This window comes from Allosaccharopolyspora coralli (assembly GCF_009664835.1).
Lineage (GTDB): Bacteria > Actinomycetota > Actinomycetes > Mycobacteriales > Pseudonocardiaceae > Allosaccharopolyspora > Allosaccharopolyspora coralli.
The window spans coordinates 945,117-972,052 of the sequence record NZ_CP045929.1 but is presented as its reverse complement, the minus strand read 5'-3'; the positions used below and the strand labels follow the sequence as shown (position 1 = coordinate 972,052).

General features: G+C 69.8%; 21 protein-coding genes. 7 read left to right on the top strand and 14 right to left on the bottom strand.

Features of this window, described 5'->3' with window-relative positions; translation table 11 throughout:
• The 5 genes from GIY23_RS04610 to GIY23_RS04590 form a co-directional block, all read right to left on the bottom strand.
• The gene (locus GIY23_RS04610) at window positions 1-822 is read right to left on the bottom strand and encodes a uroporphyrinogen-III synthase (protein ID WP_154075516.1); all 822 of its coding nucleotides are present in this window, start codon (window positions 820-822) and stop codon (window positions 1-3) included.
• Window positions 823-924: 102 nt separating this feature from the next.
• A complete protein-coding gene (locus GIY23_RS04605; protein ID WP_154075515.1) occupies window positions 925-1,725 on the bottom strand; it encodes a TIGR02569 family protein in 801 nt (266 codons plus the stop codon).
• A gap of 177 nt (window positions 1,726-1,902) precedes the next feature.
• Entirely contained in the window at window positions 1,903-3,081 is a 1,179-nt protein-coding gene (gene moeZ, locus GIY23_RS04600) for an adenylyltransferase/sulfurtransferase MoeZ (protein WP_154075514.1), read from the bottom strand.
• 196 nt (window positions 3,082-3,277) lie between these two features.
• Window positions 3,278-4,306, bottom strand: a complete 1,029-nt coding sequence (locus GIY23_RS04595; RefSeq protein WP_228717547.1) for a DUF3152 domain-containing protein — start codon at window positions 4,304-4,306, stop codon at window positions 3,278-3,280.
• A gap of 87 nt (window positions 4,307-4,393) precedes the next feature.
• Window positions 4,394-5,416 (bottom strand): alpha/beta fold hydrolase, encoded by a 1,023-nt coding sequence (locus tag GIY23_RS04590; protein ID WP_228717546.1) that lies wholly within the window; start codon window positions 5,414-5,416, stop codon window positions 4,394-4,396.
• 148 nt (window positions 5,417-5,564) lie between these two features.
• Here GIY23_RS04590 and GIY23_RS04585 point away from each other — a divergent pair, with 148 nt between their 5' ends.
• Entirely contained in the window at window positions 5,565-6,200 is a 636-nt protein-coding gene (locus GIY23_RS04585) for a TetR/AcrR family transcriptional regulator (protein WP_154075513.1), read from the top strand.
• Between the two features lie 499 nt (window positions 6,201-6,699).
• Here the strand turns inward: GIY23_RS04585 and GIY23_RS04580 are convergent, their stop codons facing one another.
• From GIY23_RS04580 to GIY23_RS04570, 3 genes are all read right to left on the bottom strand, one after another.
• A complete protein-coding gene (locus GIY23_RS04580) occupies window positions 6,700-8,385 on the bottom strand; it encodes a BCCT family transporter (RefSeq protein WP_228717545.1) in 1,686 nt (561 codons plus the stop codon).
• Between the two features lie 203 nt (window positions 8,386-8,588).
• Complete coding sequence (locus GIY23_RS04575; protein WP_154075512.1) at window positions 8,589-9,533, bottom strand: alpha/beta fold hydrolase; 945 nt, start codon at window positions 9,531-9,533, stop codon at window positions 8,589-8,591.
• 124 nt (window positions 9,534-9,657) lie between these two features.
• Window positions 9,658-10,557 carry an AurF N-oxygenase family protein gene (locus tag GIY23_RS04570; RefSeq protein WP_154075511.1) on the bottom strand — a complete coding sequence of 300 codons (900 nt, stop codon included), beginning with the start codon at window positions 10,555-10,557 and terminating at the stop codon, window positions 9,658-9,660.
• A gap of 72 nt (window positions 10,558-10,629) precedes the next feature.
• Between GIY23_RS04570 and GIY23_RS04565 the strand changes: the two genes are divergently transcribed.
• Window positions 10,630-11,373, top strand: coding sequence for a TetR family transcriptional regulator (locus tag GIY23_RS04565; protein WP_154075510.1), 744 nt, complete (start codon window positions 10,630-10,632; stop codon window positions 11,371-11,373).
• Between the two features lie 17 nt (window positions 11,374-11,390).
• The gene (locus tag GIY23_RS04560) at window positions 11,391-11,717 is read left to right on the top strand and encodes a DUF4873 domain-containing protein (RefSeq protein WP_228717544.1); all 327 of its coding nucleotides are present in this window, start codon (window positions 11,391-11,393) and stop codon (window positions 11,715-11,717) included.
• Between the two features lie 197 nt (window positions 11,718-11,914).
• Here GIY23_RS04560 and GIY23_RS04555 read toward each other — a convergent pair whose 3' ends face one another.
• Window positions 11,915-13,156, bottom strand: a complete 1,242-nt coding sequence (locus GIY23_RS04555; RefSeq protein WP_154075509.1) for a PucR family transcriptional regulator — start codon at window positions 13,154-13,156, stop codon at window positions 11,915-11,917.
• Between the two features lie 186 nt (window positions 13,157-13,342).
• Between GIY23_RS04555 and GIY23_RS04550 the strand changes: the two genes are divergently transcribed.
• Entirely contained in the window at window positions 13,343-13,570 is a 228-nt protein-coding gene (locus tag GIY23_RS04550; protein WP_154078613.1) for a DUF3107 domain-containing protein, read from the top strand.
• Between the two features lie 464 nt (window positions 13,571-14,034).
• On the opposite strand, the gene GIY23_RS04545 is transcribed toward GIY23_RS04550, so the two are convergent.
• On the bottom strand, window positions 14,035-14,799 hold the full coding sequence (locus GIY23_RS04545; RefSeq protein ID WP_154075508.1) for a hypothetical protein: 765 nt from the start codon (window positions 14,797-14,799) through the stop codon (window positions 14,035-14,037).
• Between the two features lie 252 nt (window positions 14,800-15,051).
• Here GIY23_RS04545 and GIY23_RS04540 point away from each other — a divergent pair, with 252 nt between their 5' ends.
• On the top strand, window positions 15,052-16,122 hold the full coding sequence (locus tag GIY23_RS04540; RefSeq protein WP_187352023.1) for a DUF3068 domain-containing protein: 1,071 nt from the start codon (window positions 15,052-15,054) through the stop codon (window positions 16,120-16,122).
• A 135-nt stretch (window positions 16,123-16,257) separates the two neighbouring features.
• Here the strand turns inward: GIY23_RS04540 and GIY23_RS04535 are convergent, their stop codons facing one another.
• Window positions 16,258-16,956, bottom strand: coding sequence for a class I SAM-dependent methyltransferase (locus GIY23_RS04535; RefSeq protein ID WP_154075507.1), 699 nt, complete (start codon window positions 16,954-16,956; stop codon window positions 16,258-16,260).
• 163 nt (window positions 16,957-17,119) lie between these two features.
• Here GIY23_RS04535 and GIY23_RS04530 point away from each other — a divergent pair, with 163 nt between their 5' ends.
• Window positions 17,120-18,367 carry a glycosyltransferase family 4 protein gene (locus GIY23_RS04530; protein WP_228717543.1) on the top strand — a complete coding sequence of 416 codons (1,248 nt, stop codon included), beginning with the start codon at window positions 17,120-17,122 and terminating at the stop codon, window positions 18,365-18,367.
• Window positions 18,368-19,328: 961 nt separating this feature from the next.
• Here GIY23_RS04530 and GIY23_RS04520 read toward each other — a convergent pair.
• The gene (locus GIY23_RS04520; RefSeq protein WP_154075506.1) at window positions 19,329-19,505 is read right to left on the bottom strand and encodes a hypothetical protein; all 177 of its coding nucleotides are present in this window, start codon (window positions 19,503-19,505) and stop codon (window positions 19,329-19,331) included.
• 4 nt (window positions 19,506-19,509) lie between these two features.
• Complete coding sequence (locus GIY23_RS04515) at window positions 19,510-21,213, bottom strand: hypothetical protein (RefSeq protein WP_154075505.1); 1,704 nt, start codon at window positions 21,211-21,213, stop codon at window positions 19,510-19,512.
• 127 nt (window positions 21,214-21,340) lie between these two features.
• Between GIY23_RS04515 and GIY23_RS04510 the strand changes: the two genes are divergently transcribed.
• Window positions 21,341-22,570, top strand: a complete 1,230-nt coding sequence (locus GIY23_RS04510) for a lipopolysaccharide biosynthesis protein (protein WP_154075504.1) — start codon at window positions 21,341-21,343, stop codon at window positions 22,568-22,570.
• Window positions 22,571-22,794: 224 nt separating this feature from the next.
• Here GIY23_RS04510 and GIY23_RS04505 read toward each other — a convergent pair whose 3' ends face one another.
• Complete coding sequence (locus GIY23_RS04505; protein ID WP_154075503.1) at window positions 22,795-26,907, bottom strand: alpha-(1->3)-arabinofuranosyltransferase; 4,113 nt, start codon at window positions 26,905-26,907, stop codon at window positions 22,795-22,797.
• Window positions 26,908-26,936 lie beyond the last annotated feature (29 nt).

Genomic DNA, 26,936 nt, shown 5'->3' with positions numbered 1-26,936 from the left:
TCACCCGGGGGACGGCAGCCGGGTCTCCAGGAGTGTCACGAGCGAAGCGGTCCGGGCGCGTTCGGACATCGAGTACGGGACACCCTCGGCCTCCAGCGGCTTCGCCGTCACCGGGCCGACGCTCGCCACCAACACCCGCTCGCGCATGGCCTGGCGTAACGCCGCACCGCGCTCGGTGCGGTCCGCGCGGCCGAACAGGTTCGCCGCCGCCGGAGCACTGGTGAACGGCAACGCGTCGACCTCACCGGCGATCACCGCGTCGATCAACGCGTCCAGCGGAGCCAGATCAACCGGGTCCGTCCAGCGGTACACCGGAACGGCGACAACCTCCGCCCCGGCCTGCGTGAGCCGTTCGCGGAACTCGGTCATCGGATCACCGTGCACCTGCACGACGACCCGCTTGCCGGAGACCCCGCCCGCGAGCAGGTACTCCAGGATCTCCGACGACTCCTCCGTCGGCGCGGTCCACGGATCGGCGAGCCCCACCCCACGGACGGCGCCGCGCGCCTTCGCACCCCGAGCGAGCAGCGTCGCCGAACCCAGCGACTCCCTGAGCCGGTCGCCGACCCCGTTGTGGTCCGCGGCCTCGACCCAGCCGCGGAATCCGACGCCCGTGACCGCCACGACGACATCGACCGGCCCGGACAGGACGTCGGTCGTGGCCGCCGCCAACTCGCCGTCCTCGGGCAGCGGCACGGTGTGCATCGACGGCCCGAGCACGACGTGTGCGCCCCGGCGGGTCAACAAGGCGGCGAACTCGTCCGCCTTGCGCTCGGCCGTGAGCCCGACGGTGACTCCGCTCAACGGGAGGTTCTCGCTCATGGCCCCATCCTCACACGCGGCAGGAATCAGAAGCCGTCTTGATCTGCGGTGGTGGTGGCTCACCGGCGTCGCAGCTTGCCGAGTACCAGCACCGGACGGGAATCAGAGGACCTCGAGCACCATCTGCGAGGCGTACTCCAGCCCGCCCAGCGACTGTGTCGTGGAGGCCGGATGCAGCGCGTGCACCGCGAGCCGGAACAGCAACGCCCGCAGCAACGACTGCGGCCACTCGGCGAGATGCGACCAGCGCTCCACGATCGCCGGGTCCGCACCGCCCCAGGCCAACGAGTCGATCACGGCGACCGCCGCGGCCCACTCGGCGGGCCGCCAGTACGGCGCGAACTCGAGAATCCCGGGCGGCGCGTTGCCCGCGAACAGCACGTTGCCGAACAGGTCACCGTGCACGACCTGCTGACGCAGCTGGACCTTGCGGCGGGAGCCCTCGAGAACGTCGTAGAGCCGGCCGCCCTTCTCCGGCACCAGCGGGTGCTCCTGTTCGCCCCAGGCCATGCGGTCCGCGAGCGAGTAGAGATCCTGGCGCGAGTCGAGAAAGCGAGGCTTGGCGAGGAAACTACTGGCCGCGTGCAGCCGCAACGACGCGGCGACCACCTCGTCGTGACGGGGTTCCGGTTTCCCGTCGATGTTGCGGTTGGCCGACCAGCCCGAGACCACCCAGCGCCCGTCGGTCGACCGCAGCGGGCGGGCCAGTCGCACGTCCTCCGGTTCCAGCAGGTCCAGCGTCTGCGCCACCCAGGCGGCCTCGGCGGTGTGCGATGCGGGACGGAGCACGACTTCGCCGCACCGCCAGGCGATCCCGCCCTCGAGGAGTTCGGGCTCCTCCTCGCCACGCGCGCCGAAGGCGGCACGCACATGCGTCGGGGGTGGCTCAGGTGTAGCACTCACGGGCCGGAACGCTACCGCGCTGCTACCCGTTTCCGTGGCACCGACGCTCCGTCAGCCCCCATCCCCGCCCAGCCGGGGTGGCAAATTCGCGCGAATTTGCCACCCCGCTGTCCACAGGGGGAGGGAGTTGTCCACAGGGGTGAACGGAACTCGGCGGGACGGGACGGGACGGGGCGGTCAGTACGTGGGGAGGGAGGTGTCGACCTGGTTGGCCCAGCCGAGAACGCCTCCGCCGACGTGCACGGCGTCCGAGAACCCGGCCTTGTGCAGCGCCGCGAGCGCCTCCGCAGAACGACCGCCGGACTTGCAGTGCAGCACGATCTGCCGGTCCTGCGGCAGCTCCGCGAGCGCCTCACCGGAGAGGATGCGGTCCTTCGGGATCAGCGTCGAGCCGTCGATCTTGACGATCTCGTACTCGTGCGGCTCGCGGACGTCGACCAACTCGAACTTCTCGTCCCGGTCGAACTTGTCCTTGAGCTCCTGCGGTGTGATCGTGCTGTTCACCGCGGCCTGCTGCGCGTCGTCGGAGACGACACCGCAGAACGCCTCGTAGTCGATCAGCTCGGTGATCGGATCGGCGTCCGGGTCCTTGCGGATCTTGACCGTCTTGTAGCTCATCTCGAGCGCGTCGTAGATCATCAGGCGCCCGAGCAGCGTCTCACCGATGCCGGTGATGAGCTTGATCGCCTCGTTGACCATGATCGAGCCGATCGAGGCGCACAACACGCCCAGCACGCCACCCTCGGCGCAGGACGGCACCATCCCGGGCGGCGGCGGCTCGGGGTACAGGTCGCGGTAGTTCGGGCCGTGTTCGTCCCAGAACACGCTGGCCTGGCCCTCGAAACGGAAGATCGAACCCCACACGTACGGCTTGCCCTGCAGCACCGCCGCGTCGTTGACGAGGTAACGGGTCGCGAAGTTGTCGGTGCCGTCGAGGATGAGGTCGTAGTCGCGGAAGACGTCGAGCGCGTTCTCCGAGGTCAGGTGCGTCTCGTGCAGGTTGACTCGGACGTACGGGTTCACCTCGGCGATGGAGTCCCGCGCCGACTCGCCCTTCGACCGGCCGAGGTCGGACTGGCCGTGAATGATCTGGCGGTGCAGGTTCGACTCGTCGACCTCGTCGAACTCGACGATGCCGAGGGTGCCGACACCGGCGGCGGCCAGGTACAGCAACGCAGGGCTGCCGAGCCCGCCGGCACCGACGACCAGCACCTTCGCGTTCTTCAGCCGCTTCTGCCCGTCCATCCCGACGTCGGGAATGATCAGGTGGCGGCTGTAGCGCGCGACCTCTTCCTTGGTCAGCTCCGCCGCAGGCTCGACGAGCGGCGGAAGCGTGATGGCTGTGTCGCCGGACATCCCAGCTCCTCCTCGTGCTCGGTGCGCGCGTTATCCGCCATGCGGGTGCACACACCCTGTGTGTTCGCGGGCGCACGGGCCCACGTGCGCATCCCCTTGGTCCGGTCGATCCGGACACCGGATCGACCCACACCCCTCAACGTCAGCGTGGCCGACCGTCTTCCCGCACCGAAAGTGCTCCCACCATGCGGGAGATTCACCCGGCGACGGGGAACGGCCAAGCGCTGTACTTGCAGACCTTGCCGTCCCTGGGAATGTCGGCGCCCTGCGGAACGGCCTTGTTGAGCTCGTGCAGCTCGTCGTTGGCGACGCTGAACGTCTGCTGCATCATCACCGGCGCGAGCGCCCCGTCCTGGCCGCACGGCACGTGCGGGTTGCCGAAGACGTGCCCGACCTCGTGGTTGATCGCGTAGCGCCGGTAGGTCCCGCTGTCGCCCTCGAACGAGATGGCACCACGCACCCAGCGAGCGGCGTTGATGTAGACGCGGTCGTCGATCCGGCACGAGGTGTCGAAGGGTAGGCCCTGCCCGTAGCCACACACCTGGCGTGCCGTGTTCTGACTCACCAGCGTGACCCGGAAGTCCGGCGGCGGTCCCTGGTCGTCGACGCGCTGCAGGGCGATGCCGCCCGCTTCCGGGTGCGTCCAGCTGCGCGGGTCGGAGAGGGTTTGTTCGACGAGGTTGCCGAAAGCGTCCCTGCCCTCGGTGAGTTCGATCCCGGTCTCGACCTCGATCGTGTAGCGGTACATGTCACCCTGACCGACCTGTGGCGAGTTGCCGGGCAATACGTCGAAGGTCCCGGCTCCGCTTTCGGGAATGGGCGCTCCCGGAGGCAGGTCGGCCGAGAACATCTCGGGTGAGTAGCGCTGACCGGGCGGCGCCTCGTCGAGCACCGGCGCTTCCGGGACGTCGGCGGCCTGGTCGCCTCCGGCGCCTGCGCCGCCCGGGCTCTCGGAGGCGGGTTCGACCACCTGGAAAACGGCGAGCGCGGTGGCCACGACGAGCATCGGCACCGCGTAGAGGCGCCACCCGTAGCGCGACGCCAGGCCGCGGCGGCGGGGCGGCGCCGGCCGCTCGGGCTCGGGGTTGCGGGCGGCCGCGAGCGGCTCGGCTTGGTCGCGGCCGTCCCGAACGGCGGTGGTGCCACGGGACCCGGGGTCGCCTCCGGACGCCGCCTCCCGGCGGCGCGCGTTGGAGTCGGGGGATCCGGACGTCGGCCGTTGCACGCGCCCCAGGGTGCCACAACCGATATTCACGCCCGGACAGGCTGAACACCCGGTGTGATCATGCCCTCGTGGCGACGTCCGCGCGAGTCACCACCGGCCGGCCGCGACCTCGTCGACCATGCCGAGTGCGGCGGCCGCCAGCAGGCGGGGCCGCTCCATCTGCGCGACGTGCCCGGTGCGAGGCAGCACGAGCAACCTGCCGCGACGCAACTGGCGTGCCGTTCGGGGTGCTTTCCGGACGCTGACCAGGCGATCATCGGTGCCCCACACGACGAGCGCGGGCGCCTGGACCTGGTGCAGCAGGGACCAGAGGGACTCGGACGGCCGCACCATCCAGGAGCGGACGAGCTCGCGCGTGGTGGTCGCCAGCGCGGTCGCGGCCCAAGGCAACGCTGCGCGATCTTCGAGTTCGCGCACCACGTCGCCAACACGATCGGGTGATAATAGCGACGAGTCGGAGACGCAGAGCCGGATCAGCTTGTCGGCCCGCTCCCTGGCCGACGCGGCCGCGAGTTGCCGCCGCATCCGCCTGCCGAGGACCGGCACCGAGGTGAACAGCATGCGCCGGTCCGACACGCGGCGCGGGTCCGGACGGAGATCGGGCACCGCGGGCGAGACGAGGGTCAGACTGCGGACGAGGTCGGGTCTGCGTGCGGCGACCTCGATCGCCACCGCGCCGCCGAAGGAATTGCCGAACAGGTGTACCGCACCCACACCGAGCGACTCGAGCAGCGCGATCACGACGTCGGCGTGCGACCGCCGCCGGTAGTCGAATCCGTTCGGGGGCTCGGACCAGCCGAACCCGGGCAGATCCACGGCGATCGAGCGCGTCCGCGAGGTGAGCATGCGAGTGAGGTCGGTCCAGTGCGTCGACGAGGCGGCCAGCCCGTGCAGGTGCACCGCGACCGCGTCGGCCCCCGAATCGCCCGCCGTGTCCCGGATGCCGAGGTGAACCGGTCCGACGGTCGTGTCGAGTTCGACCGTGCGCAACGGAGCGGGCGCGACCGCCTCCACCGCGGACGGCACGTCCTCCCAGCGCAGCGGAACCCGGGTCAGATTTCGACCGCCGCCGTTCACCGGAAGGACATCGGGATGTGGTCTCGTGCTCACCCCGACAGCATGCCGGAAATCGGCCGCGAGACGATGCCGACGATCGGAACCGTCCCCGCTGCATCGGCTCTACCGGCGAGTAAGGTGAGGGGCGCTCGAAGTCGGCCACCCTTGCCGGCTTCGCGTCGAGAACCGGGTGGAGGCGAGCATGACGGAAGCTGCAGCGCAAGGTGTTGACCAGTCGGCCCGAGGCGTCCGCCTCCCACGGACCGCACGCAGAGCTCAACTCCTCGACGCGGCACAGCACGTGTTCGTCACGAACGGCTACCACGCTGCGGCGATGGACGACATCGCCGAGCGGGCCGGCGTCAGCAAGCCCGTGCTCTACCAACACTTCCCCGGCAAGCTCGAGCTGTACATGGCGTTGGTGGACAAACACGGCGACGCCCTGGTGCAGCGAGTCCGCGAGGCGATCTCGTCCACCCCGGACAACAAGCAGCGCGTCAAGCAGGCCGTGCAGGCGCTGTACGAGTTCGTCGACGGTGAGGGCCAGGCGTTCCGGCTGCTGTTCGAGTCGGACCTGCGCGGTGAACCCGCGGTGGAGAAGGCCGTGGACGACGCGATGTCCAGCTGCATCGACGCGGTCACAGACGTCGTGGCGGCCGACGCGGGCATCGACCACGAACGGGCCCGCCTGCTGGCGGTGGGCCTCGTCGGCCTCAGCCAGGTCACCGCGCGGTACTGGCTGGGCACCGAGGGCTCGGTCTCGCGGGACGAGGCGGTCTCGCTCATGTCGACGCTGGCGTGGAAGGGCCTGGCAGGCTTCCCCCTGCAACAGGGCTGAGAGGGCATTTGGGAACTGTCCTTGGTGCCCGTAGGGCACGGTCACACGTGATCAGCCGGGGCACGGCGAGGGGCTCCGGCGTTCCAGTTCGCGCCTCGCAAGGCAGGGGTTCTCGCCGCGTACGCGTGGTACTCAAGAGGACCCCAACGCCGCGAGGCGCGAACTGGGGCGGCGGTACCGGACCTCAGTTCCACAACGCCCCTGAGACTGAGACCGCGTGCGGGTTGATCTGGGTGGGTGGTCGGGTGGCGGAACCTCAGCGCCCTCCTCGCTGCGGGATCGATTTCTTGAGTAGCGGCCTACGCAGCGAAACCGCTGTCCTCACGAGGAGCGCGCTGAGAACCCGCCGGTGGTCCGGCTGCGAACGGGGTGACCGCGCAGCGGCTCCGCCGCTGACACGACACGACGACACGCAGCTCCACCGGCACGCCCTCTCAGCACCGGACCCGTGGGACGGGCGAGGTGCCCGGTTGGCAGGACACCACGCCCGTCGCAGGGATCAGCTCTCGTCGCTGGACGAGCTGCTGCGACTCTCCTCCTTGCCGGAGTCCCCGGAGTCCCCGGAGTCCCCGGAGTCCCCGGAGTCGTCGGAGTCATCGGACGGCTCGCTCGGCGTGACTTCGAGATGGAAGTTGCCGTCGTGCTCCTCAGTGCCGTAGATCACCGCTTCTTCCAGCACCTCGGCGCTGCGGGACTCGACGAGCATCACCCGGTCCTGCCGCAGGTCCTTCATCAGCGAGAAGCAGAGCAGGATCACCACGATCACGAACGGCGACGCCGCGATGATCGTCGTGTTGTTCAGTCCGGTCAGCGCCTCGTCACCGCCGGCGAGCAGCATCGAGATCGCCACACCGCCGATCACCACGCCCCAGAACACCACGACCCACATCCGGGGCCGTGCACTGCCCTGCTGCGAGAGCGAGCCCACGACGACCGAGGCCGAGTCGGCACTGGTGACGAAGAAGTTGATGATCAGCAGCATCGCCAGCACGCTGAGCACCCCGGAGAACGGGAGCTGGTCGAACATGCCGAACAGCTGCTCCTCCTCGCCGCTCGCGTCCGCGAGACCGACCCCGTTGCGCTGCTCGAACAGGGCCGTGCCGCCGAGGATCGCGAACCACACGAGGCTGATGGCGCTGGGAACCATCAGCACGCCGCCCACGAACTGGCGCACGGTCCGGCCGCGGCTGATGCGGGCGATGAACATCCCGACGAAGGGCGCCCAGGAGATCCACCACGCCCAGTAGAAGATCGTCCAGGTGGACAGCCACTCGGTGGTGTCCTCGCCGCCGACCGAGCCGGTGCGCGAGATCATCATGCCGAAGTCGCTGACGTAGGAGCCCACGGCGTTCGGGATGAGGTCGAGGATGAACACGGTCGGGCCGACGACGAACAGGAACGCGGCCAGCACGATGGCCAGCACCATGTTGCTGTTCGACAGCCACTGGATGCCCTTGGACACTCCGGAGACAGCCGAGATCACGAACGCCGCGATGAGCACGGTGATGATCGCGACCAGCAGCGTGTTGCTCATCGAACCGACCCAGCCGACCTGCTGCAGTCCGGCCGCGATCTGGGTGGCGCCGATGCCCAGCGAGGCGGCGGTGCCGAAGACGGTGGCGAACACCGCGAGAATGTCGATGATCTTGCCAACGGTGCCGTTCGCGGTGCGCTCGCCGAACAGCGGCACGAACGCAGAACTCAACAGCTGTTTACGACCGCGCCGGTAGCTGCTGTAGGCCAACGCCAGGCCGACGGTGGCGTAGATCGCCCACGGGTGCAGCGTCCAGTGGAACAACGAGGTGGCCATCGCCGCCCCGAGTGCTTCCTGGCTGCCCGGTGCGACATTGGTGCCCGGTGGCGGAGTCGTGAAGTGCTGGAGCGGCTCGGCCACGCCGTAGAACATCAGACCGATGCCCATACCGGCGGCGAACATCATCGCGATCCAGGAGGACGTCCGGAACTCCGGCTTCTCGTCGTCGTCGCCGAGACGAATCCGGCCGAACCGGGTGAACGCCAGGATCAGACCGAACACAACGAACCCGGTTCCGGCGGTGACGAACACCCATCCGCCGTTGCGGACGAGCACCTGCAGCGCCGTCTCGGAGAACGCCTGTAGGGATTCGGTCGCGAGCAGACCCCATGCGATGAAGGCGGTGGCCAGCACCGCCGCGATACCGAACACGCCCCAGTCGGTGCGACCGGGCCGATCGACCAGCTTCTCTTCGCCGCCCTCACCCGGCGACGCGTCGTCCGACCGGGAAGTTTCTTGTTGTGATGGCTCAGTTAACACAGCATCGGGCACCCGGTCCGGGCGCCCGCTCCTTTCCTTCGACAGCAGAATCCCGACGAAGCACCGTATCGGACAACCCGGTCGTGGGAAGACAACTATGTCGGATCGTTCAAGTCCGTTCCCGCACGCGCGGACTCATCCGGCCACACCCGACGCACGAGGTCGCTGATCCGGGCCGCCACCGCGTCGCCGCGTTCCAGCGGAAGCATGTGCCCGGCGTCGGCGTGGACCAGCAGTTCCGCTTCCGGGAGCGCACGTGCGAGCCGCCGGGCGTGCGGGTACGGGGTGAGCCGGTCGGAGAGTCCGGCGAGGACGACCGTCGGAACCGAGCGCAGTGCCTCGATCCGTTCGAGCCGCTCGTGCGTGGCGAGCGACTCCCGGAACTGCCCCATGCTGCGCGGATGGCAGCAGGCGAGCGATTCGGCGGTGGCGGCCACGTCTGCGCGACGGGCCCGTTTCCCGAACAGCAGCCAGCGCACTCCCGGGCGCATCGTGCGGGAGTCCCGCAGCAAACGGCTGTGCTCATTGCCCGCGAGCCATCGCTGCAGACCGCGCTGCACCGAGGTGCTCGCCTTGCCGAGTGGCCCCGGTAGCCCGAACGTCGCCCGCGAGAGCCCGAGACCGCCTCCGGAGGTCGCGACGAGCGCGACACCCGCAATGCGCTCGGCGAACAGGTCGGCGCGCCCCTCGGCGAGTGCCATGATCGTCATCGCACCCATGGAGTGCCCGGCGAGCACGATCGGCCCGGTCGGCACCCGCTCGTCGATCAGCTCGGCAAGGTCCAGCGCGCAACGCTCGATGGTCGCCGTCTCCGGCGGTGCGGGCTGCGAGCGACCGTGCCCGCGCAGGTCGAACCGCAGCAGCCGCAGACCCTCGTCGAGCTGCCCGCACACCGTGTCCCATGTGGCCAGGTCGAGCGTCCAGCCGTGCAGGAACACCACCGTGACCGGCGCGGCGTCCGGCCCGGTGTCGCTCACGTGCAACCGGACACCGTCGCTGGTGGTGAACACGCTGCTGCGGTCGAGGGTGCGTACTGCCATGCCTTGGCTCTCCCCTGTCGTGTGGTGCCGAGGGTCGGTCACGGTCCATTCGAGATTCCGGACGGGACCTGTCATGCGGGATGCCTCGTGTTCGTCGTCTGCGCTGAGCTCGTCGTGGTGCTGCTCATCGAAGCAGATGCGCCTTCTTCCACCAGCGCGCGCCGGGCCTTCCCACGAGTCCGGCGCCGTCGAGGAACGACATGATCTTCTCCCCGGCCCAGCGCCGCGTCTCGCGGAAGTGCGGATTCGACCACGCTGCCGCGTGCCCTTCTCGCGGAGAGATCCCGACCGCCTTGTACACGTGCGGGTTGATCAGCGAGAAGAGGATAAAATAGCCCACGAGCGCGGTCACGTACTGGTGATACCGACGTGCGAGCGGTCCGGCTTCGGCCATGCCCCGCAGCACCTCTTCGCGGGCGAACGTGACATGGCGGGCCTCTTCGAGGACGTGGATCCGGTTGACCATGCGCACCAGCGGCTGCACCTGCTCGTCGTTCATCTGGTCACGCTGGAAACGGTCGAGGACTTCCTCGGCGACGAGCACGCTCGCGTACAGCGACGGGCCGTGCACGAGCCACGGCAGAATCTTGGCGAACCGGTGCACCCACGGCAGCGGCCCGTAGGCGGGTGCCCCCACACGCTCGACGGCGCGGGCGAACATCGTCGAGTGGCGGCACTCGTCGGCGATCTCGGCGAGCGCGTACTGCACGTGGTTGCTCCGCGGGTCCCGGTCGTAGACCTCCTTGAGCAGCAGCTGCATCAGCAGGATCTCGAACCAGAGCCCGTTCGAGGCGATGCTGGCGAACTCGTGTTTGGTGAGTTCGACGCGCTGCTCGTCGCTGAGCCGATCCCACAGGTGCGTTCCGTAGAGCGAACTGCGGTGGAACGGAATGTAAGGGCTGTCGTCGGACAGCGGCGCGTCCCAGTCGATGTCGACCTCGGGGTCGTAGCTGTTCTTCGCGGTCGACTTGAGCAGTCGTGCCGCGGTTTTCTCCCGGTCGTTGAGCGAGGCAGCACTGGACATCGGTCGATCACCTTCTCGATGCGGCGGTCGCAGCATTGCGTGTTACTTCGAGTAACACGTACCGTCGGTAGCGTGAGTGACCCACACCGCAGTGTCAAGAGCACCCGATCGGGCGGTGATGCCCGCCGCGAACGGTGGCGCCACCACCGGGCGGCACGACGTGCCGAGTTCGTCGAGGCGACGGTGCGCGCGATCGGCGAGCACGGCCCCGAAGTCGGCATGGACGAGATCGCAGCCGAGGCCGGCGTCAGCAAACCGGTGCTCTACCGGCACTTCCACGACAAGTCCGACCTGTTCGCCGGCGTCGGCTCGTGGGGAACGCAACTGCTCATGCAGCGCCTCGCCCCGACCATCAACGAAGGTGGCTCACCGCGAGAGCGCATCCACCGGATCATCGACACTTATCTGACGTTGATCGAGGAATACCCGGACCTCTACCGGTTCGTGGTGCACCGGGCCTACGCGGACCGGCCCGCCCACGACGACCCGGTCGGGATGGAGAAGGCCGAGATCGCGAAAACGCTCTCCCGCATGCTCGGCGAGTTCATGCGCGTCCTCGAACTCGACTCCGGCGGGGTGGAAGCGTGGAGCCACGGGCTCGTCGGCATGGTCCAAGCCAGCGGTGAATGGTGGCTCGAGCGACGGTCGATGAGTCGCGAGGACCTGGCCAGGTACCTCACCCAGATCATCTGGCACGCCATCGACGGCGTGCTGCGCAACGGCGGCATCGTGCTCGACCCGGACGAGCCGCTCGCACCCGAACTGCACGTCGTGCCGGACATCGCCGACGGGGAGTCGGGCGAGTCCGGGTCCTGACTCGACCGGGAGGACACGTGGAAGACGAAGACGACGACTACACCGGCCCCGCGATGCTGCGGACCGAAGACGCCGCGATCGCGGTCGAGGTCGTGCTGCGCGGCCACTTCCAGCCGATCGACGGGCGGTTCCACTGGTACGGACGGATCGCGGCGAACCCGGAGGTCGACGCGCTGACCGGGGGCCGCTCGGCGCGTGTCGTGCTCAGCACGGACGACGGCGACGCACTCGGCACCCTCTCCGACCCCGACCCGTGGTCACGTCACCGCATCACCGGCGTCGGACGGCCCCCGTTCGCCGTCCCCACGTCGCTCAGCGACCTCGAACCCACCGACCCAGCCTGAGGCGAACGGCACTCTCGCCTCACCAGACGAGGCGAACGGCACTCTCGCACCACAACGCCCCGGTGAAGCGAACGGCACTTTCGCCTCACCAGACGAGGCGAACGTGCCCTTCGCACCACAACGCCCCGGTGAGGCGAACGGCACTTTCGCCTCACCGGGGCGGGGCGAGAGTGCCGTTCGCCTCGTCTTCGCGGGGGTCAGCTGGGAGCGAAGCGGTGGGCTTCGAGGGCCACGTAGAGTTCCGCGACCGCCACCGGATTCGAGACGTCCAACGACGTGAGCTCCTGCACGCGGCGCATCCGGTACCGCACGGTGTTCGGGTGGACGAACAGTTCGCCCGCCGCGACCTTCGCCGAACCGGCGGTCTCGTACCAGACCCGCAGCGTGTCGAGCAGCGGAGTGCGCTCCGCCTCGGGGAGTTCCAGCACCCCGGCGAGCGGCGCGAGCGCGACCTCCCGCGCCAGTGTCGGCGCCCCCGCGACCAGCGTCGTCACCGGGGTGTCGCCGTAGACCGCGACGCCGCTGACGCCGGGTGGCACGCACTGCTGCGCGAGCCGCGCGCGCTCGACGGCCGCCGGAACGTCGCGGAGCGAACCGAACGGAGTGCTCACCCCGACCGCGACCGGCGTGCTTTCCAACGCCTCGCGCAACGTGCGCAGGTCACGTTCCACGACGACGATGCCGATCTCCGAGCCCGGGCCGGTACGCCATGCCGACTGATAGCCGGTGCTGCGCAGCAGTCTGGACACCTGAACCGGCGCCGCCTCGCCCGCTTCGGAGACCGTCACGTTCGTGTCCGTCCCGTCGGCCTCCGGCGCCCGATCGTCGGCCGCCGCGGCACCGGCGACCACGACGAACCTGCCGGTCATCGGCAACCCGAGGACCTGTGCCGCGTTGTGCACCGCCGAGGGCTCCAGTCGGTGACCCGCGAGCAGCTCCAGCCACGCGCTGCGTCGCGTCCACTCGTCGTGTTGCTCCGACTCGGTCGCGACCTCGTTGTAGGCGCTGGCCAGCGACGCGGAGTACACGTCGATGGTCTGCCACACCTGGCTGCTGATCTGCAGGATCTGGTCGGCGGGCATCGACGACAGGTCGGCCTGCTCCAGCAGGTCCTGGTAGACGAAACTGCCTGCGAGCCGGAATGCGCGCAGGACCGCCGAGAGCGGGATCCCTTTGAGGGCCTGTGCGCGCCCGGTCTTGCGAGCCGCGTCCAGGGCCGGTTCCTCCCCGTCGATGAACGCGCGCAGCGCACGCGTGAAGTTCGCCTCGCACACCTTCCGCAGCTCGTCCGGGGCGACGCGGTAGACCTCACGGTAAAAGTCGTCTTGCTCACTGAGCAGCCGCGCGAACCGGTCGGCGAGTTCGGGCACCTTGTTCAGCATGGTTCGTCCGATCGCCCGGTGAGCGGGAGCGATCGAGTGCGTGCTGGGCGAAACCATGTTGCGACTCTAGCCCGCGCCGCGATCCGGCGACGACGTCTGTCTTGGGGTGTCCACCTGGGCCGTCCGGAGGTGCCCTGTCCCTCGGACGTCCGGTCCGTGGGGCGTCCGTCCCTCGGGCGTCGCCCTCGCTGGGATAGCCTGGCCGTAGCCCGAATGGACACGAGTACTCAACGGAGGTTCGGCGTGGAGGTCAAGATCGGCGTGGTGGACAGCTCGCGCGAGCTGACGGTCGCGAGCAACCAGTCCCCCGACGAGGTCGAGTCGCTGGTCGCCGACGCGCTGAAGACGGCCGACGGTGTGCTGGCCCTGACCGACGACAAGGGCCGTCGCTTCATCGTGCCGTCGGCTCGGCTCGCGTACGTCGAGATCGGCGCGGTCGAGTCGCAGCGCGTGGGCTTCGGCGTCGGCTGAGAGGGTGCGCGGTCGGGGCACCCTCCGGTCACGGAAGGTCCCCGATAGCGTTGAGGCTGTGGTCAGCCACAGTGCGCCGCATTCTTCTCACCGCCTACGCAGGCCGGTCACCGGCGGGTTCTCACCTCGTGGCTGACTGGACAGCGTCGACGTGATGTACGTCTCGACCTGGGGTCGACCATCCCGCAGTCGGCCGCGAGGTGAGGTTCCGCCACGGAACCACCCACGCAGACCGACCCGCACACCCTCTGAGAGAGCATTGGGGAACTGGCTTTGTGCCCGTAGGGCACGCCTCACACGTGATCAGCCGCGGCACGGTGAGGGGCTCCGTCGTTCGGAGTTCGTGCCTCGCAAGGCAGGAGTTCTCGCCGCGTACGCCTGGTACTCAAGAGGACCCCAACACCGCGAGGCACGAACCGGGGCGGCGGTACCGGACCACCCACCCAAGTTCCAAAAACGCCTTCTTACGGGGTGGCCAGGGACCGGAGCAGGTCCAGCACGGACGTGCCCGCGACACCCTCCCGCGCCCGCACCTGCACGTGGTCGCCTGCGCCGTCCGGAGTGGACGGGAAGCTCACCACGGTCCCTGCGGCCGGGTGCGTGTCGGGCGGCGGCACCGAGGTGACCACGACGTCGATGTCGGCTCGTGACGCCCGGTTGACCCGCCGCAGCAGCCCGCCGAACAGTGGGGATCGTTCCGCGTCCAAGTCGACGACGGGAACGCCACCGAGAGACAGGCGCGCGGCGACGTCTCCGATGCGGTCGCGCATCCTCGTGTCGGCGATGGAATCGCTGTGCGCGCCGACCCGGATCGGCTCGGTGTGCGTGCCTGCGCGCTCGACCTGACCGACGAGCGGGACCGTCGCCACGAGATCGGCGAGGTCGCGGGCGATCACGGTCAGTCCGCGCGCGTGCCACTGCACCCGCCCACGGTCGGGCGGCGCGGCAAGACCGCGGCTGTCTTCCTGCACGACCGCGGACGCACAGACACCGAGTTCCACGAGGCGGACCGCGTCGGTGCGGGTGTCGGCGTCGACGGCGTGCGTGGCGGCGCGGACACCGGCGCGGATGGGTTCGGCGAGACCCCGGGTCAGCGCGACTCCCGGCCCGCCCCACTCGAACGCTCGCCCGTTCGCGCCGGCGCAGTCACTGATCGTGACTCTCTCGAGTCCCGTGTCCCGAGCCGGCCGTGCCGGGGTACCGACCGCTCGCTCGCCGATGTTCCGCACCGCTCTCCGCCCTTTCGTTGGGGAGCCGGAGCACGTCGGGGGCGCGCTCCGGTCAGCTCGATCGTGGCACCGGACACGTTGTGACGGGGAACAGAGATGGTTGTGCGGCTTCGTTCACACCCCAGCTCTCTCGCCCGTTCGGGGGAGCACGGCGAAACTCGCCGTTGACGGTGTGTGATCCGGCCATCAGGATCAAAGCTGGCTTACTGTCCAGTAGCTTGTGATTCGGAACCCACACCCTGGGGAGGACCGGTGCGTCGCGCACTCAGTCTCGCTCTGCTCGTCGTTGGCGTGTTCGCGATCGCCATGGCGGTTCTGCTGCCGACGCACGTGTACCACTCGTTGGCGAAGACACCGCTGAACCAGAACTCGACGACGGTCCTCGACGGAACGGCGGAGCGCGTACTGGCGGTCGAGGAAACGCCGGAGGGTCCCGAACCGACCATTCGTGAGGACGTCGACCTCACGGCCGTCGCGAAGGTGCAGGCCAACTTCTCCCGCCCGGAGATGACCGAGGGCAGCGACGTCGCGGTCTGGGCCCAGACCCTGCGGGTCACCGACAACGCCGACGACAAGGTCGTCAGCGCGAGCAAGCGGCAGGTGTGCTTCGACCGTCGCACCGCCGAGGGCTACACCGGCACCGACGAGAACCGCTGCGCACCGGAGAGCACGTTCGTCGCGAAACTCCAGCAGGACCCCGACGCTCCGGGGCAGAAGCCGCAGGAGTACGCCGAGTACGGCGGCCAGCCCGGTTTGCACTTCAAGTACCCGTTCGACACGCAGCGGAAGTCCTACGAGATCTACGACAACACCATCGGCAAGCCCGTGACCTCCTCGTTCGAAGGCACCGACGAGGTGAACGGCCTGCCGGTCCTCAAGTTCGTGCAGCCGATCCCGGCCACGCAGTTCAGCGAGCAGCAGGTCGCCGGTGAGCTCGTCGGCGCGGGTCCGGAGCCCTCGGTGGACGTCGGCCGCTACTACACCAACACGATCACCGACTACGTCGAGCCCACGACCGGTCTGATCGTCAAGCAGGAGCAGCAGCAACGGCAGGAACTCCGCCTGCCTGGTCAGGACGAGGGCACCGTGGTGCTCGACGGCGACCTGGAGTATTCGCCGGACACGATCGCCGCGAAGGTCGCCCAGGCCGAAGAGAGCATGGGCGGGTTGAAGATGCTCTCCGCAGCACCGTGGGTGCTGGGCCCGGTCGGCGCGCTGCTCGTGGTCGCCGGCCTCCTGCTGCTGCCGCGGCGCAACCGCACGACCCCGGATCGAGAGTTCGACGCTCCGACTCATCCGCAGCACGCGATGAGCGATCGCTGAGTGCGAGAGGGCATTGTTGGAACTTGGTGGCTGGTCCGGTACCGGCATCCCACCCGAGTTCCACAATGCCCTTTGAGACCGAGTCCCGCCGTGCTCACCGGAGTGCGGCGGGACTCTTCCACCCTTCGGTCGCGCTCACGGTTTCTTACGCAACACCATCGCCAGATTCCACGACGCGACCTCCCGGATTCCGGGGATCCGGACGATCCATGTCGCCCACCACGGGTGATACCGGGGAAACGCGTGCAGCAATTCTGCGGACGGGGTGCCACGGGCCCAGTCGAGCACGGCGGAGATACTGATCGGAAACAGCGTCTCGCCGAACCTGTTCTTGGGCTCGTGGCCGTTTTTCCGGATGTAGCGATCGCGTGCGAAATCGCCGCCTGCGAAATGCCACGGGGCTGTTTCGTGTCCGCCCCACGGAGACAGCCACGGCGTGTACGAGACGAACACGATGCCGCCCGGTCTCGTCACGCGACACATTTCCTCCAACATCGTCCGGGGCGCGGAGACGTGTTCGAGAACGTTGGACGAGTAGCACACGTCGACCGCGCCGTCCCGGACGGGCAGCTCGGTCCCGCTGGCCCGAACCATGTTCTGACCAGGTGTTCCGCGTGCGGACAGCTCGCCGACATCCGGGTCCACGCCCAGGTAGCCTGCGCCCGCCGCCCGGAACGCGTCACAGAAATAACCGGGCCCGCCGCCGACGTCGACCACCGTTCGCCCGGACAACGGCGTGTAGCGCGCCAATTGCTCGACGGAGTCCTTCGCGAGCTCGCCGTAGAATCTGTCGGGATCCGTCTGCTCGTGCAGGAACGCCGTGAACAATCGCACGGACCGAGCGAGATCCGGCCGGTGTCCCGGATCTCGAGAACGATCTGAACCGAATCGCACACGGGAAGGTTTCATCGTTCTCGCATCTCGCTTTCGGATCGACCGTCGATTATCCTGTCAGCACCGTCAACTTAGCATCACGTGCCGGAGTGGGGAGAATTTCGTGCGCGACGCCGATTCCCGCCCGCGGGTGCTCCTGCTCAACTGGCGCGACACCGGACACCCGGCAGGCGGCGGTTCCGAACGATACGTCGAACAGATGGCGCACGGGCTGGCGCGGCGCGGCTACCGTGTCGACATCCAGTGCGCGGCGTATCCGCACGCCGGGGTCGGCGAGTGGCGCGACGGCGTCCGCTACCGCAGGCGTGGCAGCACGTTCAGCGTGTACGCGCACGCCCTGCTGGCCAGTGCCCGCACCCGCGCGGACGTCGTCATCGACGTACAGAACGGCATGCCGTTCCTGTCCAAACTGGTCGCACGCTGTCCCGTCGTGGTCCTGGTGCACCACGTGCATCGCGAACAGTGGGCCAGCGCGTTGGGTTCGGTGTTTGGACGAGTGGGCTGGTGGATCGAGTCGTGGCTGGCGCCCAAGGTGTACCGCAAGTGCCGGTACGTCACCGTCTCCGAGGTGACCCGGTCGGAGCTGGCGGAGCTGGGCGTCGATCCCGCGCGTGTCGAGGTGGTGCCGAACGGCCTCGACCCGGTGCCGGCGCACAGCGGTCGCCGTGCGCCGGAGCCGACGCTCGCGGTTGTGAGCCGACTGGTCCCGCACAAGCGCGTCGAGCACGCGATCGACGTGCTCGCCCTGCTCGGACAGCGGTGGCCGACTCTGCGGCTCGACGTGGTGGGCCAAGGCCCCTGGGAGAACGAGCTGCGCGAGTACGCGCGCACGCGCGGCGTCGAGCGGCGCGTCACGTTCCACGGCTGGGTGGAGGAACACACAAAGCACGAGATCCTCGCGCGCTCGTGGCTGCACCTGTGCCCGTCGGTGAAGGAAGGCTGGGGCATCGTGATCATGGAGGCCGCCGCGCACGGCGTCCCGTCGCTGGCTTACCGGTCTGCGGGTGGGGTCACCGAGTCGATCGTCGAGGACCGGACGGGCCTGTTGGCCGACGACTTCGACGAGTTCGCTGACGGCGTCGAGCGGCTTCTCGCGGACGCGCACCTGCGGCGCGTGATGGGCGAGGCGGCGACGACGCACGCGGGCCGCTACCGGTGGGAGGACAGTGTCGCGGCGTTCGAGTCACTCGTGCGCGAGCTGACCGTCGACGGACCCGACCAACGCGTCGAGCCGGTCGACGAGCCCGTCGGCGAGCGCGGCGGCCGCCCGCTCGTCGAAGTCCCGGCGACGCGCCCGCACGGTGAGCGTGGTGGTGCCGTCGACGGTGACCGCGCCGAAGGCCACGCCTGAGCGGCCGCTGGCGGCGGGGTAGAACGCCAGCGCGGCGACTTCGCCACCCGTGTCGACCACTCCGAGGTTGGAGACCAGGAAGGTCGAGCCGAGCCGGCGGGCCAGCAGTCTCGTCCCGAACCGGAACAGGCCGCTGGAGCGTGCGGGGAACTCGGGTTCGGGGGTGTGGTCGCGCAGCATCCGTGCCACGTCTTCGACTCGGGCATCCGGCTGCAGACGCAGCCGGAAGAAGGCGCTTTCCTGGACCGGGCGCGTGGTGGCGCCGCTGCGGCGGGACGCCCCGACGGCCGCGACGATCCGCGAGGCGGCACGGCCACTGCCCCGGTTCCAGCGTTCGGTGGCCCGCGTCGCGGCGACGGCGAGAACGGCGGTGCCCGCTCGCATCCGATCGTGATCGCGCCGGACGAACACGTCGCCGCCATCCGATCGCGTTCCGGCCGGGAGCGGGGTGATGCGCGAGGGCGGGGCCAGCACGGCCTCCGTCCCACGCCGCACCGCCGACATCAGAAAGGACCCCTCGGGCTCGCGATCGCCGAGTCCGGCGGCCTGGGAGGTGACGCGCGTATCCAACGCCGTGCCGAGCAGGCTCAGCAAGCCGAGGCCGTCGACGACTCCGTGGTGGGCGGCGATGACCAGCCCGGGCTCCTCGGCACAGACGGCCGCGCGGACGAGCGGATCACCTCGCTCGTAGGACTCGGAGGCGAATCGGTCACGCAGGGCGGGCAGCTCGGCGGCCGATACCTCCCGGACGGCAGGCGGCGAGCCCAGATGCGGATGGGCGACGGTGGTTTCGGCGAGTCGCGCGGCGACGTCGTCCGCTCGAATCGGAGCGTGCAGCCGGGCGTGCAGCACGATGCTCCACGACACCGTCGGATCGCCGTAGAGTCCCACCGCCGCGTGCGCGCTCTCGGAAGCGGCCTCGGCGCGCCGCCGGCGCGGAGTTGAGCCCACGGTGCAGAGGTCAGCGACTGCCGTAGAGGGTGTCCGGGTCGCTCATCGGGTTGACGGAGGAGTTCACCGCGTTCGTGACCTCGTCGGAGCCGTCCGGATCCGCGAGCGCGATCATGCCTTGACCCGCGCCAGCGGCGAGCCCGAGTCCGAGAACCAGAGCCACAGCTGCTCCGATGACGTTGCCCACCGTGTCACTCCTTCGTCCGACGCGTGATTCGGGACAATCTACCGGACGGTAACCCCAGCCACAACAGCGTTCCGATCATCAGCCCGCCCGCGAGACCGTTGGCCGCCGCCACCGCGACGACCTGTGTTCGGGGGATCTCGGTGGGCGTGACGTCACCGGGCACGCGGTACAGGCTCAGCCACGGCCCGCTCCACACCTCTGCGGCGTCCTCGAGCAACGCGGGGTCCGCCCGGCCCGGCGTGCCGTGCTCGACGAGGATCCAGCCGATTCCGGCCTCCGTGAGGTTCTCGGCCGAGCTCGCGGAGCGCACGTGCCGCGCCCGAGGGTCCTCGCCCGCCACGACGGCATCGCCGACGCGGAGCCGGTCGTCGATCACCGTGCTGCGCGGCAGCACCCGTGGCGCGGGATCGAGCTGTGTGCGGTGCTCGTTCCACGCGAAGCTGCGAAAACTCGACAGCGGGAGCGTCACCACCGCGCCGGGCGCCGGATCGTCGGCGAGTATCTCCCGGACGCGGTACCAGTCCGCCGGATAGTCGACCGGTTCCATCCGCCCCCATCCCGCCCACGCCAGATCCGGCATCACGACCACCGGAAGCAGTGCCGCGCCGAGCAGGACCGCGGTCCGTCCGCGCGACCGCACGTACTCCGCGAGCAGCTCCGCGCCCAGAGCGAACCCGAGCGCCCACGGCAACGCCCACCACGCCACCCACCGCTGTCCGTCCCGGAGCAGACCCGCGCCGGGAACGTGCTGCATCGCCCACGCCAGCAACGGCTCCCCCATCGGCATCGTGGCCAGGACGGCGAGCGCGAAACCGATCGCACCGAGCACGCACAACGCCCAGGCGGGTCGACCCCACCTGCACGCGAGCCGTCGCAGGCCGACGAGCGCGACAGCGACGGTGACCAGCACGAAGATCGGAGCGAGTGGTCCGGTGCGACTGTCCGGCACGACCTCGGCGTTCCACACTCCACCCAGGCCGAGCACGCTGAGCCATGCCGGTCCCCAACTCTCGGCGCGGGCGCTGAACGCGGCGACGCCTGCCGGGTCGGACAGGGTCTCCGCGCCCCGCAGCAACGACGGCACCCACCACGGGGCATTGAGCACCGCCGACACGCCGAGCACGATGCCGACCTTGCGGCGCCCGGCGCACGCCAACGCCACCCCGGCCGCGAGCACACCACCGGGCGCGGTCAGCACCGCCGGTGCGGTCGCGAGGACGAGGCGCGCTCCCGCTCGCGCCTGCCCGCGTCGCAGCCGCAAGGCCGCGAGCGCGATCCACGGCAGGCAGGCATAGGTGAGCAGCAGCGGCCAGTGGCCGAGGAACAACCGCTCCGCGAAGTAGGCCGACCACACGTAGGCCACCGCCGCGACCACTCGCGTCGGTACCGAGGCCGTCGGCACCAGTCGTCCCGCACCGTAAGCGGCCGAGAACACCGCGGCCGCCAGCACCAGCGTCTGTACGAGGTCGCCGGGGAGCACCGACGTCGCCGCGGCGACCACCGCGTCGGCCGGAACGGACCGAGGGAGGACCTCGCCCAGCCCGAAGGACTCGGGCAGCAGGTACTGACGCGGCGCGAAGACCATGTCGTAGGAGAGCGCGAACCCCGGCCCGAGCAACGGTCCGAGCACCAGCACGGTCAACGCCGCGGACACCGCCAGAAGGACCCGCCTGCCGTGCGGCGGAGTGGTCGAGTCGTCGGCGTCCAACCGGGTCTCCCTCGTCGGTGCTCGGTCAGGCTACAGTCGGAGGTTACTCGCGGGTAAGCGGCATCGTCGGGTGCGTCGCCGAAGCCGCCCGCGACCGACCCCGGCTCGACCGGTGAGGGGAGAGTCGGTGACGACCCGAGAAGCCGCACCGCCCCGGTACCGGTGGCTCGCGCGGCTCGAACCGCTGCTCGTCGCCGCGGCACTCGCGGGCAGCAACGCCGCCAGCTACGTCCTCAACGTCGTCGCAGCCCGCGTGCTCGCACCCGCGCACTTCGGGGAGCTGAGCGCGTTGCTCGCGGTTCTGGTCATCGGGGTCGTACCGGCGATGGGCCTGCAGACAGTGGTCGCCTTGCGCGTCGCGGGCGGCGACGACCCGGCTCCCCGCCGGGAATTCACCGCGCGGTTGCTCGCCAGCGGGCTCGTGACCACGACGGCGGTGCTGGGGATCGGTGCGCTCGTCGTCCTGCCACTGACCCTGCTGCTGCACCTCGACGGCCCGCTGCCCGCGATGTTCCTGGTCGTCGCGCTCGCGCCGCTGACGATGCTCGGGCTCTTCCACGGAATCCTGCAGGGGTCGAAGCGGTTCGTCGCGCTCGCCGGGCTCGTCGCGCTCGAAGGTGTCGGCAAGGTCGGCGGGGCACTGCTCGGCCTGCTCACCTTCGGCACCTCCGCGGCGACCATGGCCGGTGCCGCGCTCGGGTCGCTGGTGGTGGCGGCTGTCGGATGGTGGCAGTGCGGCGCGCCGCTGCCGCACGCGTTCCGCGGCGAACGACTCGGCGAGATCGTGCACGCCATCCAGGCGATGTTCGCGCTGGTCCTGCTGCTCAACCTCGACCTCGTCCTGGCGCGGTTCGTGCTTCCCGGCCCCGACGCCGGGGAATACGCGGTCGGCTCCATCGTCACGAAGATCGCCTACTGGCTCCCGCAAGCGGTCGCCGTGGTCGTCCTGCCTCGGCTCGCGCATCGTGCCGCCCGGAAGCGGACGGTCCCTGCCGCACTCGTGGTCTGTGCCGGGCTCGGGGCGTCGGTGATCGGGTTCTGCGCGTTCTCCGGGAGCGAGCTCGTGTCGATCATCGGCGGTGGCGAGTACGCGTCGAGCACGTTGTCACTGTGGCCGTTCGCGCTCGTCGGCGCGCTGCTGTCGATGGTGCAGGTGTTGCTGTTCTCGCGGCTGGCGGACGCCGACCGGCGGGTCACGGTTCTGATGTGGTCGGCGGTCGCGCTGGAGGTCGTACTGGTGCTCATCTGGTTGCACGACGGACCACTCGAGGTGATCACTGCCGCCGCACTCACCGCCGGAGCTCTCACCGTCGGCAGCGCCGCCCTAGACCTGCATCGCGCCCGCCGCCCGAACTGAAGCTGAGAACTTTTGTCAGACGGTTTCTCGGTGGGTCGGGTAGCGGAACCTCTCCCGCCCTCCTCGCTGCGGGATCGATTTCTTGAGTAGCGACCTACGCGGCGAAACCGCTGTCCTCGCGAGGAGGGCGCTGAGAACCCGCCGGTGGTCCGGCTGCGTACTGGGGTGACAGCTCCTTTCTGCAAGGAGTTCTCACGGCGGAAGTCGAGGCACGTCCACGCAGATCAACCACTCCCTCTCCGGGAGAAGTCGAGGCATGTCCCGATGACTGCGCCTACTGCGAGCAGCGCCGCCGCCTGACTCGGCCCGGCGTTCGCCCACTCCTGGCCGAAGCCGAGCACCTGACCGGCGAACGCGATCGTCGTCGCGACCGCCATCCCGCCGAGCGCGAACCACGGCGACAACGACGGCCGCCACCACCGCAGGCCGAGCCCGGCGGCCAGGGCCACCACCCCGGGGATCCCACCGAGGACCGCCAGGAGCCCGGCCACCGCCGCGAACGTCATCCGGCCGCCACTCGGAGCGGTCGAGACCTGCTGTCGCCGCCGTACCGGCAGGAACGTCGCCCCGACTACTGCGAGCGCGGCGAACCCGCCCGCCAGCAGACCGCCTCGGTAACGGCTGTTCGGTTCGAAGTCCAGCGTGACCTCGCCTCCCGCGCCCTCGGGCACGACCCACGCCTGCTGCCAGCCGTCCACCCGGGTCGGCTCGAGCCGCTCGCCGTCGAGTCGCGCCACCCACCCCTGGTTGGCGTTCTCCGGAACCGACAACACCGACCGTGGCCCGGGCGCGAGGTCGAGACTGCGGCTCGTCTCGTTCCAGTCGGTCACCTCGACGGGACGCGACGGTGCGGGCTCCGCGCGGGGGCCGTCTTCGGCGGGCCGCAGCCACAGGCCCTGGACGACGAACGCGTCGGAGGGAGCCGTGCGGATTTCGTGTTCGCCCGCCGGGATCGGCACGTCCTCGGCGAGGTCGTCGCAAGGGATCAGCGGGAGCGTGCGGTGGCCGGTGACGTCGGCGATGGTGCCGCGGACGGAGGTGGGGTGTTCGACACCGTCGATGGTCACCGGTGGGCCTTGGCCGCACGGCACCGTGAACGGGGTCTCCGGGTCGGCCGGGGTGAGCAGGTCTTCGGCGCCGGTGAGTTCGAGCGTACCGATTCCTGCGTGCCGGTTCGTGGGTTGGCCGGTCACCGGGTCCTGGCCGTCGAATCCGGTGATCCGGATCTCCATGACGTCGGTGGTCACCGGCGGGAACTCCACTCTCCCCGCAGCGTCCACATCGGAGCGATACGTCGCTTCGGGCGTGACGATCTCGACGCTGTTCGGCCGGATCGCGGTGTGCGCGTTGTCCACGAACAGGCGCATGCCGCTGATTTCCCTGGGACCGTCCCACGAAAGCCGCAGCGAACGGTCCAGGTCCGTGACGTCCGGAACCCACGCGGTCGCGGCGTCACCGTCGATCGCGGCGAACGGCCCGGCGGCAGGGTCGCCTCCGAGCTGCGACGAAGCGGTGACGTCGAGACCTTGTGGGGCGAACGGAACCACCCCTCCCGGAGCTGGCAGGACCGTGCCCCCGACCTGGTACGTGCCGTCGGTGTCGGTGCTGAACAGCCGCTGCGGGCCGCGTGGTTCCTCCCCTTCCTGCGCAAGACCGGCGTCGCAGCGCGTTGCTCCCGAGGCGTCCCGCTGGCACGCGAACTCGGGAGCCGGCCCTCGGCTGAAGGTGAATCCCGGCCGAGGTCCCGCCGCGAGCGCGCCGGTGTCCGACGGAACGCGCAGCAACCGTTCGGCTTCGACGCCGGGCACCGCCAGCTCCGAAATCCCGACGTTGCCGTCCTGCCTGCCCACGACCAGGGACAGAACCGTGACCCGCACCTTCGACGTCGGCCCGGCTCGGGTCGGATAGCTGTGCGTGCCCCCACCGCGCTGGACCGAGTGTTCGATCGAGCCCTGGTCGGTCGTGATCCGGATGCGGCTCGCGGGCCACCCCACCCGCAGGTCCTCCACAAAGGACAGATCGACGGAGTCGACGTCGCGCGGTCCGGGCAGATCCACTTCGAGCCACTGTCCGTCGGGCCCGGAGAAGCTCGACGAGTGCCACGCCGTCGTCGGGTCCCCGTCGACGGCGGCGAACGGCTGATGCGTCGGGTCGACCCGCCCGGCAGAGTCCGCGTAGGAGGCCGCAGTGGACGCCGAGACCGACGTGATCCCGCGCAGTTCGGCGAACGTCCGGTGCTGTTCCCCGCGCACCGGCAGCAGGTCCTGCGCACCACGGTCGAATCGGGTCGGTTGCTCAGAGGTGCGGGTGGCGCTGAGGTTCTCACGCACCCGGCCCATGTCTCGTTCCCGATCTCGCAGCCCGTCCGTGACGACGCGTTCGCCGCCCGCACCTCCGTCGCCGGTGAGCACCACGGGTGTCCTCGGGTCGAGCTGCCCGGACCGCATCAGGGGCAGCAGCGACTCTGGCCCGCCACTGACGGTGGTGACCTCGTCTAACGGGGTGGCGGTGGCTCTCGGCACCTCACTTTCGACCTCGTAGATCTGCACCGAGGCGACCGGGGGCGCGGTGGTGTCGACCACGCTGGCCGACTCACCGGTACCCGGCTGCACCGTCGGGCCGAAGTCGGCGACCTTGCGCAGGCCGGGCGAGGCCGCCAGTCCCTCGTGCATCCGGGACAGTGGTGGCGCCTCGGTCTTCTCGCGCGGGATGTCGTTGCGCAGCAACAGGAACCGGAACCCTGAGCGCGCCAGCATGTCGGCGAGGTGCGGATCGCCGCGGCCGTGTGCGAGGACTTCGTCGACGGCGTCCATCATCCTGGTGTTGCCCTCCGAGCCCAACGGGATCTGGTTGCGCACCGCCCACGGGCTCGACGCGAGCGGCTGCGCGGGCTCGTCGATCGTGCGGCCCCAGTCGTAGAGGCCGAAGCCGGTGGACGGGACCAGCAGCGTGCGGGCGTGCTCGTCGCGTTCGGCGACCCAGGACATCGCCTCTTGCCAGTGTCGCGGTGTCTCGTCCCACCCCGGTTCCAGGCGCAGCATGAACAGGAACGCGGGCGCGGCGGCGACCACGACGAGCGCTGCCGCGCCCGCCGTCCACAATGCACCGCTCCAGCGCGTCCGTGGTGCTCGTTCGATCCCCAGAACCGTCACCGCGTGCATGAACGCCAGCGCCAACGCGAGCCGCAGCACCGGGTCGAACTTGTGCACGTTGCGCAGCGGCGCCAGTGGGCCGTCGAGCAACTCCCGGGCCGTCTCGGCGAAGGGACTGCCGAGCTCCCCGACGAACCCGACCGCGAGGAACGTCAGCCCGGTGATCGCGGCGAGCACGAGGAAACGGCGTTCGGGCAGCCGCGAGTCCGCGAGGCCCCACAAGGCGAGCGCCGCGACGACACCGGTGGCGACGATGAGGACCGGATTGTTGATCATCGCCCATCCGGCGGGCCACCACGGACCGTCCTGGACGATGTAGGCGACCCACTGGTCGGTGCCGCGCAACACCTGAAACAGCGACAGCGGACCGGTGGTGGTGGCCGCGGACTCGATGTAGTCGAGGAACGGCAGGCTGTACCTGCCGAGCAGCAACAGCGGCAGGATCCACCACAGCGAGACCACCGGGACGAACACGCACCACCACGCCACGAGCTTCACGTGCCCGCGCGTCCACCTGCGGGTGAGTAGCCACAGGCCGGGCAGCACGAGGGCCATGACGACCATCGCCCCGTTGACGCCGCCCATGCCGAGAACGGCCAGCGCGGACAGGCCCGCTGCCCGGCGGGGTGACCCGATCCGTTCCGCACGCACGAGCGGCAACATCACCCACGGCAGCATCGCTGCGGGCATCATCTCCGCCGAGACGACCCCGATCTCGGTGATCATGCGCGGTGCGAGCGCGTACGCCACGGCTCCGACGAGCCGCGAGGGCTCGGTGCCGATCCGCAGACTCCGCGCGAGCAGCAGCGCACCGCCGAACGCCAGACACAGCAGGATCGCGCACCACAGCCGCTGCGCGATCCACGTGGGCACCCCGATCGCGTCGAGCGCGACGAAGTACGGGCCCATCGGGAACAGGTAGCCGTAGGCCTGATTCTGCAGCTCACCACTGGTCGCCTGTGGGTTCCACATGTGCAGGGCGCGGCCGAGGAACCCGGCGGGGTCCATCGCGAGGTCGAGCTTGGTCTCCGAGGTGATCTTTCCCGGCGCCTGTAGGAAGGACACTAGGACCAGCACGGCGCCGACCCACAGCGCGGGCGTGGGCCGCCGCGGCCAGGTGCGCGTCGAGTCGACACCACCACGCTGCGGCAACCTGTCGTGCTCGCCGCCGCCCGTGGTTACCATCGGGTAGATACTAGGTGCTGGGGAACCTG